The 12,246-nt window shown below is 71.2% G+C and carries 12 protein-coding genes; 6 read left to right on the top strand and 6 right to left on the bottom strand.

The genetic code is table 11. From position 1 onward, the window contains the following. Position 1 precedes the first annotated feature (1 nt). Complete coding sequence (locus CFP66_RS05750; protein ID WP_198961244.1) at positions 2 to 733, bottom strand: efflux RND transporter periplasmic adaptor subunit; 732 nt, start codon at positions 731 to 733, stop codon at positions 2 to 4. Positions 734 to 769: 36 nt separating this feature from the next. After that, on the bottom strand, positions 770 to 2,557 hold the full coding sequence (locus tag CFP66_RS05745) for an HlyD family efflux transporter periplasmic adaptor subunit (protein ID WP_094920859.1): 1,788 nt from the start codon (positions 2,555 to 2,557) through the stop codon (positions 770 to 772). Between the two features lie 164 nt (positions 2,558 to 2,721). On the opposite strand from CFP66_RS05745, the gene CFP66_RS05740 reads away from it, so the two are divergent. The 3 genes from CFP66_RS05740 to CFP66_RS05730 all read left to right on the top strand — a co-directional run bounded on the left by CFP66_RS05740 (position 2,722) and on the right by CFP66_RS05730 (position 5,372). Beyond that, the gene (locus CFP66_RS05740) at positions 2,722 to 3,372 is read left to right on the top strand and encodes a TetR/AcrR family transcriptional regulator (RefSeq protein ID WP_094920857.1); all 651 of its coding nucleotides are present in this window, start codon (positions 2,722 to 2,724) and stop codon (positions 3,370 to 3,372) included. Positions 3,373 to 3,483: 111 nt separating this feature from the next. Next, positions 3,484 to 4,440, top strand: coding sequence for an NAD(P)-dependent oxidoreductase (locus CFP66_RS05735; protein ID WP_094920855.1), 957 nt, complete (start codon positions 3,484 to 3,486; stop codon positions 4,438 to 4,440). Then, on the top strand, positions 4,437 to 5,372 hold the full coding sequence (locus CFP66_RS05730; RefSeq protein WP_094920854.1) for an RNA polymerase sigma-70 factor: 936 nt from the start codon (positions 4,437 to 4,439) through the stop codon (positions 5,370 to 5,372). Before CFP66_RS05735 ends, CFP66_RS05730 begins: the two co-directional genes overlap by 4 nt. A gap of 8 nt (positions 5,373 to 5,380) precedes the next feature. On the opposite strand, the gene CFP66_RS05725 is transcribed toward CFP66_RS05730, so the two are convergent. The 4 genes from CFP66_RS05725 to CFP66_RS05710 all read right to left on the bottom strand — a co-directional run bounded on the left by CFP66_RS05725 (position 5,381) and on the right by CFP66_RS05710 (position 9,405). Further along, a complete protein-coding gene (locus tag CFP66_RS05725; protein ID WP_094921607.1) occupies positions 5,381 to 6,574 on the bottom strand; it encodes a cytochrome P450 in 1,194 nt (397 codons plus the stop codon). Positions 6,575 to 6,729: 155 nt separating this feature from the next. Further along, positions 6,730 to 7,587, bottom strand: coding sequence for an RNA polymerase sigma-70 factor (locus CFP66_RS05720; RefSeq protein WP_233159213.1), 858 nt, complete (start codon positions 7,585 to 7,587; stop codon positions 6,730 to 6,732). Next, positions 7,587 to 8,165 (bottom strand): carboxymuconolactone decarboxylase family protein, encoded by a 579-nt coding sequence (locus tag CFP66_RS05715; RefSeq protein ID WP_094920851.1) that lies wholly within the window; start codon positions 8,163 to 8,165, stop codon positions 7,587 to 7,589. Before CFP66_RS05715 ends, CFP66_RS05720 begins: the two co-directional genes overlap by 1 nt. A gap of 343 nt (positions 8,166 to 8,508) precedes the next feature. Further along, the gene (locus CFP66_RS05710) at positions 8,509 to 9,405 is read right to left on the bottom strand and encodes a LysR family transcriptional regulator (RefSeq protein WP_094920849.1); all 897 of its coding nucleotides are present in this window, start codon (positions 9,403 to 9,405) and stop codon (positions 8,509 to 8,511) included. A gap of 114 nt (positions 9,406 to 9,519) precedes the next feature. On the opposite strand from CFP66_RS05710, the gene CFP66_RS05705 reads away from it, so the two are divergent. From CFP66_RS05705 to CFP66_RS05695, 3 genes are all read left to right on the top strand, one after another. Next, positions 9,520 to 9,939 (top strand): ester cyclase, encoded by a 420-nt coding sequence (locus CFP66_RS05705; RefSeq protein WP_198961243.1) that lies wholly within the window; start codon positions 9,520 to 9,522, stop codon positions 9,937 to 9,939. Positions 9,940 to 10,000: 61 nt separating this feature from the next. After that, positions 10,001 to 10,732 (top strand): SDR family NAD(P)-dependent oxidoreductase, encoded by a 732-nt coding sequence (locus CFP66_RS05700; RefSeq protein WP_158228034.1) that lies wholly within the window; start codon positions 10,001 to 10,003, stop codon positions 10,730 to 10,732. After that, positions 10,732 to 11,661: a S9 family peptidase gene (locus tag CFP66_RS05695; protein ID WP_094920845.1), complete on the top strand. Its 930-nt coding sequence runs from the start codon at positions 10,732 to 10,734 to the stop codon at positions 11,659 to 11,661. Before CFP66_RS05700 ends, CFP66_RS05695 begins: the two co-directional genes overlap by 1 nt. The last annotated feature ends 585 nt before the right edge of the window (positions 11,662 to 12,246 follow it).

Here is a 12,246-nt window from a genome sequence, read left to right as displayed (position 1 = left end):
GTCAGCCTTTGTGGATCTGGACGGTGACGTTCATGCCGGGCACGACGGGGACGTTCTCCGGGTTGGAGATGTCGATCTCCACCGGGATCACCTGCGTGACCTTCTGGAAGTTCCCCGTCGAGTTGGACTCCGGGAAGAGGGAGAAGACGCCGGCGGCGCCCCCCTGCACCTCGCGGACCGTGCCGGTCAGCTCGGCGCCGGGAAACGCGTCCACCTCGATGTCGACGCGCTGACCCGCCCGGACGTCGTTGATGTCGGTCTCGTCCACCCGGGCGGTGACGAAGATCGTGGAGAAGTCGTAGGCCACCGCGAGCTGGGTGCCCGCGGTGACGTACCCGCCTTCGACGGCGTTGTCGACCACCACGGTGGCGTCGGCGGGCGCCCGCACCGGCATCTCGGGCTGGACGTACCCGCCCTGCATACGGATCCGGCCCACGATCTCGTCCTGGGTGAGGTGGGAACCCTGCTCGCCCTGCCACTCGATGACCGTGCCGCTCGTCGGGGCGTTGACCAGGATCTGGTCACCGTCGATCTGGGCGTTGTCCGTGCTGACGTAGTTCTGGGCGTCGATGAAGTACCAGGTGGTGATGCCGCCGCCGACCACCACCGCCAGGACGATGATGACGATCAGGGAGATGCGCGTGGAGCGTTTCATGCCGCGCTTCTCCGGCGGTGCCGCCTCGACGGCATCGTCAGTCGTCGCTATCTGCTCCGTGACCGGGTCCTCAGCCATCGATCGACACCCCTTCGCGCTTCCTCACGGGCCCATTCACCTTGCCGCGGGCAGCAGGACCTGCTGCCCCTCCCGCAGGCCCGAGATCACCTGCGTGCGGTCCTGCCCCGCGGTACCGGGCTCGAACGGCATCACGCGCTGGGCCCCGTCCGGCTCGACGACCGTCACCACGCTCCTGCCGTTCTCCTGGCGCACGGCCGAGCTCGGCACGGTCAGGACGTTGTCGGTCTCCTCGGTCACGATCGTGGCGCGCGCGGTCTGACCGTCCTTGAGCCGCGGGTCCTGCCCGTCGATGAGGACGGTGGCGTAGTAGCTGATCACCCCGGAGATCTCGGTGCCGGTCGGGGCGACCGAGAGCACGCTGCCCTTGAGCGTGAGCTCCGGGATCGCATCCAGCACGACGTTCACCTTCTGGTTCGCCGTGATCGTGGCCGCGTCCGACTCGTTGAACGGGACGACGACCTGGAACGCGTCGATGTTGTCGAGCATGAGGAACTCCGCGCCACCGGGACGGGTGGGCGAGGCGAGCCCGCCTGCGGCCGCCGCTGCCGGCTGGCTGGCGTTGTCCGCCCCCGGGATCGGGGCGCTGCTGCCGGGCGCCAGCGCGGTGGTGCCGCTGCTCGGCGCCAGGTACTCGCCGACCACACCGTTGAGGACCGACACGGTGCCGGGCACCGGCGCCTTCAGGGTGGCGTCCTCGACGTCCCGCTTGGCGTCCGCGACCGCCGCCTGCTGGGCGATGAGCGCGCCCCGCTGCTCCTCGATGTCGAACGGCCGGTCCGACTCCGCGGTGTCCGCGGTGTTGCGGGCGTTCTGCATCGACTGCTCGGCGTTCGCGACCGCGAGGTCACCGCTGGTCTTCTCCAGGTCGCGCTGTTCCTGGGCGTTCTTCAACGCCGTCTGGCCCGCCACGACCTGCTGCTCGGCCGCGTTGACCGAAGCCTCGTCGGCGGGGACGGCCGCGCACGCGGTGGGGTTGTCCTCGCTCGGGACGAGCGACGACGACCGGGACGTGGTCCAGCTGGAGGACTCGACCTTGAACGAGTCGGAGTCCTCCGACGAGTCGGAATCGTCCGAGGACCCGCTGCCCTCGGAGTCGGCCTCGTCCTCCGAGGAGTTCCCGTCCTCCTGGGAGTCGGAGTCGGAGTCCGAGTCGCCCGACTGCCGGCCACCCGACTGCTGGTCGCCGCTCTGTGCCTGGCTCCCGCCCGTGGGCGCGCCGGTGTCCGGGCTGTCGGTGTCCACGTCGTACGGGTTGTCCTCACCGCACGCGTCGCGGCTGCGCGAGAGCCGCTCCTTCGCGTCGTCCAGCGCCTCCTTGTCGACGGAGAGCTGCTTCTCGGCGTTGTCGATCGCGACCTCGGCCATGTCCAGGGAGGCCTTGTTCTGCTTGCGGGTCGCCTCGATGATCTCCTCGGCCTTGTTCACCGATTCCTGCGCGCCCGCGGCAGCCGGTGAGTTCACGAGGCGGTCGAGCGCCGCCTGCTGCGACCTCAGCTGGCCCTCCTGCTGCAGGAGCGTCTGGCGCAGCGCGAAGTCGTCGATCGTGGCCAGCACCTGCCCGGCCTCGACACGATCACCGACCTTCACGAACACATTGGTGAGCTGTCCCCCGTTCGGGAAGCCCATGTTCTGCTGGGTGATCGCGCTCAGTGACCCCGTTGCCGACACCCCCGTGGTCACGACACCGCGTTCCACCGTCGCGACCGGCGCCTGTGTCGCCTCGTCCGTGGTGCACGACGCCACCGTCAGCGCGACCAGGACGGCGCCCGCGGCCCGTCCGATCCTCCGAACTGGCCTTCCCGGTGCGTGCTGCCGTTCCATTTACACGCTCCCCCTCCACGCCGCGTGCCCATGTCTCTCGTGCCACGAACGGTAACCGATCACGAAGTTGAAACGAGAGGAGGGTCTTACAGTTATGGACTGAGCAACGCGGTGTGACCGTCGACATGCGAGAGTGACGTCCGGTTCCAGCAGGAGGGCGGAGAGTGACGAACGAGGGCGAGACACGGCTGCGGGCGGACGCGCGCCGGAACCGCGACCGCATCCTCGCCGCCGCCAAGGCATCCTTCGCCACCCACGGACCCGAGACCCCGGCCGAGGAGATCGCGCGCGCCGCCGGTGTCGCGCCGGGCACGTTGTACCGCCACTTCGCCGACCGCGAAGCGTTATTCCTCGCGGTGGCGCAGAACAACCTCGACCACGCGCTCGTGGAGGCCCGCGCCGCCGTGGCCGAGGAGCCCTCTGCGTGGGACGCGCTGGTGCGCATCCTGCGCCAGTCGCACGAGCTGCGGCTGAGCATCCGGCTCGTGCTGGCCTACCCGGCGGTGCACGAGATCATGAAGGAGCGCAAGACGGGCAAGCTCCGCCGCACCATGATCGAGCTGCTCGACGGCGTGGTGCGGAAGGCGCAGGCGGAGGGGAGCCTGCGTGAGGACGTCGGGGCGGGCGACGTCGCGGTGATGTTCGCGCTGCTGGCGCACCCGCTGCTGATCATGCGGGGGGACGTCGCGCAGCTCGCTTCCGAGCGCTGCATGGAGCTCATGCTCGAGAGCCTCCGTGCGGGGTCGGCGGCCCGGCTGCCGGGCCGCCCCATCACGCCCTCGGACATCGGCGTCGGGCCGGAGGACTGTTCCTGACCACCGTCTGGTGATCAACCGGCGCGGCCTGGCGACGTGCGCCGCTGTCACCAGCTGCCCTCGTGCCTCGTCTCAGGGTGCAGGACGTCGAGGAGACGAGAGGGGACGGCGATGCGGGTCTTCGTTGCAGGCGGTGCGGGTGCGCTGGGCCGGCGGCTGGTGCCGCAGCTGGTGGCGCACGGGCACGAGGTGACCGCGACCACCCGGAGCGCGGGCAAAGCCCGCGAGCTGCAGGAGCTCGGCGCCCGTGCCGTGGTGGTGGACGGGTTGGACGGGGTCGCGGTCGGACGGGCGGTCGCCGAGGCGGGGCCGGAGGTGATCGTCCACCAGATGACCGCGCTGGGTGGGGTGCAGGACCTGCGCCACTTCGACCGCTGGTTCGCAACGACCAATGAGCTGCGGACGCAGGGAACCAGGCATCTTCTGGCCGCGGCGCAGGCCGGCGGTGTCGAGAAGGTCGTGGCCCAGAGCTACACCGGCTGGACCAACGTGCGCACGGGCGGGCCGGTGAAGACGGAGGAGGACCCCCTGGACCCCGAGCCCGCGAAGCCGCAGCGGGAGTCCATGGCGGCCATCCGGTTCGTGGAGCGGGCCGTGCCGGAGGCGCCGCTCACCGGGATCGTGCTGCGCTACGGCAACTTCTACGGGCCGGGGGCGTCGGACTCGATGGTCGAGATGGTCCGGGCCCGCCGGATGCCGATCGTCGGCAGCGGTACCGGGGTGTGGTCGTTCATCCACCTCGACGACGCAGCCATCGCCACGGTCGCGGCGGTGGAACGGGGCGAGGCGGGCGTCTACAACGTCGTCGACGACGATCCGGCGCCGGTGGCGCAGTGGCTGCCCCATCTCGCCGAGTCGGTGGGCGCGAAGCCGCCGATGAAGCTGCCGGTGTGGCTCGCCCGGCTCGCGGCGGGGGAGGTCGTGGTGCGGTGGATGACCGAGGGCCGGGGCTCCTCCAACGAGAAGGCGAAGCGCGAGCTGGACTGGCGCCCGGCCTGGGCCAGCTGGCGGGACGGCTTCCGCCACGGGCTGGTCGACGAGGGCGCAGCCCGGGAAGCGCGCGGATGACCGATCCCGGTGAACCGGCCGAGGCGCTGCGCCCGCTGCTGTTCTCGATCGCCTACCGGATGCTCGGCTCCGTCAGCGACGCCGAGGACATCGTCCAGGACAGCTTCGTCCGCCACCAGCGGGCGCTCGCGGGGGGCGCCCGCATCGACTCCACGCGGGCCTACCTCTCCGCGGTGACGACCAGGCTGGCGATCGACCACCTGCGTTCGGCCCGGGTGCGTCGCGAGTCCTACGTCGGGCAATGGCTCCCCGAACCGCTGCTCACCGACGAAGGGAAGGCGGACCCGGCGGCGCACGCCGAACAAGCCGACTCGCTGTCGATGGCCTTCCTCCTCGTGCTGGAGCGGCTGAACCCGGTCGAGCGGGCCGTCTTCCTGCTGCACGACGTGTTCGGGTACGGCTACGACGAGGTGGCCGGGATCGTCGGCAAGAGTGAGGCGAACAGCCGCCAGCTCGCCACGCGGGCCCGGAGGCGCCTCGACGAGCGCAGGCGGCGGTTCGACGCCTCCCGGCAGGAGCAGCAGGATCTGGCCGAGCGGTTCTTCGCCGCCGTCGGCGACGGCGATGTGGACGAGCTGGTCGGCATGCTGGCCGCCGACGTCGTCGTCTACGGCGACGGCGGCGGCAAGGCGCCGCAGTGGACGGTGCCGATCGCCGGCGTCGACAAGGTGTCGCGCCTGCTCGCCGCGGTGGGCCGCCAGATGCGCGAGATGGGCATACGCGCCGAGCTGCGCGAGATCAACGGGCAGCCGGGCGCGCTGGTGCTCGACCCGGACGGGCAGATCACGAACGTCTTCGTCCTCGACGTCGCCGACGGGGCCGTCCAGACCGTCCGATCGGTCATCAACCCGGACAAGCTCCGCCACCTCGGGCCGGTCGCCGACGTGCGAGCACTCATGCGCGCGCACCGGGAGCAGCCGGCCGCGGAATGATCAAGCCGTTACCAGGTGACGGGCAGAGCGTGCACGCCGTAGACGACGCTGAACCGGCGGTAGTCGAGCGATTCGTACGGTTGGGCCAGGGCCAAGGACGGGAAGCGGCGCAGCAGGGCCGGAAACGCGATCCGCATCTCGGTCCTCGCCAGCGGCGCACCGAGGCAATGGTGTGCGCCGTGGCCCAGGGCGACGTGCCGGGTGGCCGGCCTGGCGAGGTCGAGGCGGTCGGGGTCGTCGGCGGTGGCGTGGTCGCGGTTGGCCGCCACCAGCGAGGGCACCACCAGCGAGCCGGCCGGGATGGTGTGGCCGGCCAGCTCGACGTCGGTCACGGCCCTGCGCGGGGGCATCCAGTGCACCACCGACAGCCAGCGCAGCAGTTCTTCCACGGCGGAGTCGGTCAGGCCCGGGTCGTGGCGCAGCGCCGCTAGTTGGTCGGGGTGGCGCAGCAGGGCCAAGGTGCCGAGGCCGAGCATGTTCGAGGTCGTCTCGTGGCCCGCTAGCAGCAGCAGTTCGGCGATGCCGACCAGCTCCTCGGTGTCGAGCTCGTCGCCGTGGTCGCGGACGAGCATGCCGAGCAGGTCGTCGCCGGGGTCGGCCTGCGCGGCGGCGACCAGGCCGGCCATGTAGGCCCGGCCTTCCCGCTGGACGGCCATCCGGGCATCCAGTGACAGCGAGGTGTCCAGCAGCCGCATGGAGCGTTCCTGGAACTCGGGGCGGTCGGTGTAGGGCACGCCGAGGAGTTCGCAGATCACCAGCGCCGGCACCGGCAACGCGAAGTGCGCCACCAGGTCCGCGGGCGGGCCGGCGGCTTCCAGGTCGTCGAGCGCCGCCTCGACGATCTCGGTGATCCTCGGCTCCAGCCGGCGTATCCGGCGCACGGTGAACTCCGGGGCCAGCATCCTGCGCAGCCGCGTGTGCTCCGGCGGGTCGAGGCTGATCAGCTGGCCGGCACGCAACCTCTCCGCCTCCTGCCGGTCGAGCATCTCGGCCCCCGGGATCGGGCTTGCCGCGCTGCTGAACCGGTCGGTGTCGGCCAGTACCTCGCGGACGTCCTGGTGGCGGCAGACCAGGTACGCGGGGCGGCCGACCGGCGTCGTAATGGGCACCACGCCCTCGTCGTCGCGTGCCCTGCCCAGCTCGTCCACCGGGTCGAGGCGGTCGCGGCGCATCGGCAGCGGCGGGTTCGTGGCTTGCGTCATCGGTTCCATCCGTTTCCGTTGCTGGGTACCTGCGCGATCCGGCTGGTCGTCGTCGGCTGCGTCGGTCGCTGGTGTCTCACCAGTCCGACCGGACAGCGCGGCGAATCGTGAGGCAGGCCGGTGGACCTCACGTTCGGCCGGCTCGCCGACTCGGCTCACCTGGTGAGTTCGGCCGGTTCGTCCAGCCGTGTCAGCTTCCGCGGGTTCGCCGTCGCGTAGATCCGGGTGATGCGCCCGTTCTCCACCACGATGCTCACCGCGGCCGACCGGCCATCGGATTCGAGCCGGACCGCGGGCGCGCCGTTGATCCATACGGCCGTGGTGTCGAACGCACCCCGGTCCGCGCGGGCGAGCAACGTCGCCACGAGTTCGGCCCCGTGGACCGGAGCGGGAGCGGCGGCAGCAAGCCCGCCGCCATCGGCGATCAGGACGACGTCCGGCGCCATGACCTCCATCAACTCCCGCACCTGCCCGGTGTGCAACGCGGCCAGGAACCGCTGCACCACGGCCCGGTGCTCCGAGCGGCTCACCTGTGTCCGCGGCCGCCGGGCCGCCACATGCCCGCGGGCCCGCCGCGCGATCTGCCGCACCGCCGCCGCCGGCTTACCCACAGCCTCGGCGATCTCGCCGTAGGGCATGTCGAAGACCTCGCGGAGCACGAACACCGCCCGCTCCACCGGCCCGAGCGTCTCCAGGACGGTCAGCATCGCGATCGAGACGCTCTCCGCGAGTTCGATGTCCTCAGCGACATCGGGGAGGGTCAGCAGCGGTTCCGGCAGCCACTCGCCCACGTAGTCCTCGCGGCGGCGCGAGAGCGTCCGCAGGCGGTTGAGCGCCTGCCGGGCGACGGCCCGGACGAGGTACGCCCGGCAGTCGTGCACCTGCGAACGGTCGGCGTCGGCCCACCGCAGCCAGGTCTCCTGCAGCACATCCTCCGCGTCGGCCGCAGACCCGAGCATCTCGTAAGCGACGGTGAACAGCAGGCTGCGGTGGGCGACGAACGGATCCTCGATCATGCTGTGGACACTTCGCCGGACATCTGCGGACGCTCGGCCAGCGGGATCTCGCAGGCATCGGAGAAACCCTGGGAGGTGACCCCGTTCGCCACATTCGCCCTTGTCGCCGAATTGCAGTAGGCGATGTGAACGGTGAGCTCGACCATCGCCGGCGCGCCGAGCCGCTCCAGCAGGCTCGCGTACTGCTCGTCGCTGACGGTCGGCGGCGTGGTCGTGATGGCCTCGGCGTACTCCATCACGTCCCGCTCCAGCGGCGTGAATACCTCCGCTTTCCGCCAGCGCGGCACCTGGCTCGCCTTGGCCAGATCCAGGTTCTCGTTCTGCGCCTGGAAATATCCGACGTCGAGGCACCAGCTGCAGCCGACCTGAGCCGCGACGGCCATGTGCGCGAACGACTTGAGGCTCGCATCGGCCGCGTCCCACGCGCCCACCTTGGCGCCGAACTCCAGGTTGTCCCGGGCGACCTGGGGGCTGTGCCACAGCACCTCGACGTTCTCGGGCACGGCACCCAGCTGCGTGATCATGTTCTCCCTGAGCTCGGCGGGGAGTTGGGCCTTCGGGAGGCGTAGCGCCATGCTGTCTCTCCTTGCACGGGTCCCTGTTCGGTCGTCGGCATGAAGACACCGCCCGGCCCGCGGATGTGACATCTACCGAGTCCCGGAACAGCGCGCCCGCGCGCCTTCGACGCACGCCGGCCGGCGACCCGTGACAACAGGACCACCGACCGGGCCATCTGCCGGAGCACTCCCGGCGGAGACACGATCTCCGCTCACACCGGGGCCTGGGGCTGGGCCCCATGGGATCGAGCACTGCCCGAAGGTGGACGGCGGAGCGCGCTTCCTGCTGATCGGCCCGGAGGTCACCTCCACCGCGGCCGGCGGCAAGCCGCCTGGAGCGAGCCGGGCGGTGATGGCCCGGTCACGCCGGACCGGTGAGGCACTCCACGGCAGCGGCACGGAAGGCCTCGACGAGCCGGTTGCTGTCCGAGGCACGGGACACCAGCACCACGTGCGCCGGCTCGACGTCGGCCAACGCAACGGTGACGACGTCGCCGCGGGTGCCGGCCGCGCGCGGGATGCCCGGGACGATCGCGACAGCCTCGCCGGCGGCGATGAACTCCAGCTTGTCCTCGATGCTGTCGACGGGCGGCCCGCCGGGGGCTGCGCTCCCGTCCGGCCGCGGGTCGACCCGCCAGAAGGCGTTCCACTCGGGATCGGGGAAGCGCGGCATGGGCTCGTCGCTGATGTCGTCGAGGCTGACGGCGGTTTTGCCGGCCAGCCGGTGCCCGGCCGAGACCATGAGCACGCGCGGCTCCTGGTAGAGCTCGGCGACCGCCAGCCCGTCGGATCGCAGCGGCAGCCGCGTCACGGCGACATCCACCTCCTGGCCGAGCAGCGCCTGGCGGGGCTCGTTCCAGGCCAGGTGCCGGGTGTGGATGTCGGCTCCCGGAAGGCTGTGGCGCAGGTTCCGCACGGCCGGCGTGACGACGATCCCGGCGGTGTACCCGATGACGATCCGGGCCGGCCGGGCGGCCGAGCGGGTCGCCACCGCCGCCTGGGCCGCTGACCGCAGAAGGGCTTCCGCCCGCGGCAGGAACACCTCGCCGGCCTCGGTGAGCCTGGTCCCGTGCCGGTCGCGGTCCAGCAGGCGGGCGCCCACCTGCGCCTCCAGCTGGCGGATCTGCCGGCTCAGCGAAGGCTGCGCCACCCGGAGCGCGGCGGCGGCGCGGCCGAAATGCCGGTGTCCCGCGACCGCGGTGAAGTAGCGCACCAGCCGGAGGTCGAGGTCTGCCGAGGGGTCGACCGGGTGTGGCACATCGCGATGATAAGCGCCGGACCGCGGATGAGGGCCGCGGTGATGCGGATTGTGGATCACCTGGTCGACAACAGGTCTTGGACGTCCGTCCAGGGGCGTCCTTACCGTCGAATCGTGAGCTTCCCAGCAGAGATGACCGTGCCCGCTGTGCGGTACTTCTACGAGGCCCTTGCCACCGGTGACACGCCCCTGGTCGATCTGGCGCTGGACGTCGGGTGGGAGGCCGTCCCCGCGCTGCGGACCGGCCCCGGACCGGACGGCTGGAAGGCGAGCATCGAGCACCTGCGCAGCGTCTTCGCCGACCTCACCGTCACGATCGAGAGCGTCGTCGTCGACGGCGATGTGGTCGCCGTCCGGTCGCTCAACCGGGCGCGCCACGTCGGCGAGCTGCTCGGCGTTGCGGGCACCGGCCGTGCGATCGAGTTCCGGGCGTCGGATTTCCACCGCCTGGAGAACGGCCGGATCGTGCAGACCTGGCACCTCGAGGACTACTTCGGCATCGCCGGCCAGCTCGGGCTCACGTTCTCGCTGTGACCGGCGGCCGAGCCTCACGGAACAGGAAATCGGAATGACACTTCGAGGAAGGACCGCGGTGGTGACGGGCGGTGCGCGGGGCATCGGGTACGCGTACTGCCGGCGACTCGCCGCCGGTGGCGCCGACGTCGTCGCGGTGGACGTGGACGATCCTTCCGAGCAGATCGACGGACTCGAGGGCGACGGCACGAAGCTCGGGCTGACCGGCGACATCAGCCGGCCGGAGGAGATCGACGCGGTGGCCGGCACCGTCACCGAGCGGTTCGGCCGCTGCGACATCCTGGTCAACAACGCCGGGATCTTCCCCGCCACCGACCTCGACACCGTGACGGTGGATCTGTGGCGGCGCGTGCAGGCGGTCAACGTCGAGGCCGCCCTGCTGTTCGCGCGGGCCTTCGCCCCGGGGATGCGGGCCGCCGGCTGGGGACGGATCGTCAACACGGGCTCGGCCAACACGCTCCTGCAGGGCCGCGACCTCGCGTACATGACGAGCAAGGGCAGCGTGCACGCGCTGACCCGGGCCCTGGCGAACGAGCTCGGCGAGCACGGGATCACCGTCAACGCGATCGCGCCGAGCGTGGTGGCGACCGAGGGCTTCCTCGGCCGCGACCGGACCACGGGGCCGACCGCCGACGCGGTGTTCGACCGGGTGGCGTCGATGCAGACGATCAAGCGTCCGTCGGTTCCGGCCGACCTGGCCGATGCCCTCGCCTTCCTGGTGTCGGACCGGGCCGGCTTCATCACCGGCCAGATCCTGCACGTCGACGGTGGGCTCACCCGGACCGGCGCCTGATGGACGAGCACCTCGACACCGTGCTGAACCGGATCGCCGACAACTTCAGCACGTCCCCCCGCTCTCCGGTCCTGCGCTCGCCGGCCGAGCACGGGCTGCGCTACGAAGACGTCACCTTCCCCTCCGAGGACGGGACGCCGCTCGAGGGATGGTTCGTGCCGGCCGGGGACTCGGACCGGCTGGTGATCGTGAACCACCCGCGGTTCTTCAGCCGGTCCGGCCTGCCCTCGCACGAGGAACCTTGGCGCTCGATGACCGCCGAGACCGGCAACGACGTCGAGGTCGACCTCGTCCCCGACATCGCTGTCCTGCACGCCGCCGGGTACCACGTGCTCGCCTACGACCTGCGCAACTTCGGCCTCAGCGGAGCGGCCAACGGCGGACTGACCAGCAGCGGAAGATTCGAGTCGCGCGACGTGATCGGCTCCCTGCGCTACGCCCGGTCGCGGCCCGATCTGCGCGCCGCCAGGATCGCCCTGTTCAGCCGTTGCCTGGGCGCCGACGCCACCCTGTTCGCGATGGAGCGGGACCCCGCGGCCTTCGCCGGCGTCCGCTGCCTCGTCGCCTGCCAGCCGCTGTCGCCCCGCATGGTCATCGAGCAGAACCTGAGCCGCCGGGGACTTCCCGCCGCGTACGTGGACGAGCTCGACCGGCGGATCAAGCTCCGGACGAGCCTCACCCTCGACGCGATGTCACCGGTGACGGCGGCACGCAGCGTCCGGGTCCCCACTCTGGTGTACCAGGTTCACGACGACGTGATGACGAGGCCGAGCGACGTGCAGGCGATCTTCGATGCCGTTCCCGCCGTGGACGGTGCGCCCAAGGAGCTGTTCTGGATCTCCGACACGACCCGCCGGTGGGACGGCTACCTGCACTTCCAGCGGGAGCCGGGGCGGATCCTGGACTGGATCGACCGGTACACGCGCTGATGCCGGGCGGCCCGACGACCTCGGCCTCTCCGGCGCCCGGCGCTAGCAGGTGCGGCGCTTCGCGCTCAGTTCGCCGAGGGACCGGACAAAGATCAGCCCCTCGCCAGGTTCTGTCTGGTGAGGGGTTGTTCTCGTGCCCTCCGGCAGGATCCGAACCTGCGGCATCCGCTTGAGGAGTGTTGTCCTTTGCCAACACAAGGGCTCCACCTGAGCCGCTGCTTCGAACATGACCTCCCATGCCGAGAGCAACGTCGACGGCGACGGCGACGGCGACGGCGACACCGCCACCGATCCCGATCGGCCGCACGGGTGCCGCACCGTCCAGGGCGCTCTGGCTGAGCCCCCGCCGACCGCGGCATCCGGAATACCCTGTCCGACTGGCGCGACAATTCCTGCACCCGCCTGCACAACAGATGCCGGCGCGCCAAGGACGAAGGCGACCTGCCGCCGACATCCGACTCGGTACTACTCGCCAGGCTCGTCGCGAGCGTCGCATCCCGGATCGCAGTCCAGGGCGCGGGCGGCGCGGGCCGCGACGAATTGCACCGGGCGGTTGACGCCGCGTTGCAGAGCTGGCCGCTCGCC

Origin of the sequence: Pseudonocardia sp. MH-G8, assembly GCF_002262885.1 — a bacterium.
Taxonomy (GTDB): domain Bacteria; phylum Actinomycetota; class Actinomycetes; order Mycobacteriales; family Pseudonocardiaceae; genus Pseudonocardia.
This window is presented reverse-complemented; position numbering and strand designations above follow the sequence as displayed.

Bases quoted from the DNA above. Each gene is read 5' to 3' on its own strand.
- CFP66_RS05750 (WP_198961244.1), bottom strand. From the start codon at position 733: ATGGCTGAGGACCCGGTCACGGAGCAGATAGCGACGACTGACGATGCC.
- CFP66_RS05745 (WP_094920859.1), bottom strand. From the start codon at position 2,557: ATGGAACGGCAGCACGCACCGGGAAGGCCAGTTCGGAGGATCGGACGG.
- CFP66_RS05735 (WP_094920855.1), top strand. From the start codon at position 3,484: ATGCGGGTCTTCGTTGCAGGCGGTGCGGGTGCGCTGGGCCGGCGGCTG.
- CFP66_RS05730 (WP_094920854.1), top strand. From the start codon at position 4,437: ATGACCGATCCCGGTGAACCGGCCGAGGCGCTGCGCCCGCTGCTGTTC.
- CFP66_RS05725 (WP_094921607.1), bottom strand. From the start codon at position 6,574: ATGACGCAAGCCACGAACCCGCCGCTGCCGATGCGCCGCGACCGCCTC.
- CFP66_RS05715 (WP_094920851.1), bottom strand. From the start codon at position 8,165: ATGGCGCTACGCCTCCCGAAGGCCCAACTCCCCGCCGAGCTCAGGGAG.
- CFP66_RS05695 (WP_094920845.1), top strand. From the start codon at position 10,732: ATGGACGAGCACCTCGACACCGTGCTGAACCGGATCGCCGACAACTTC.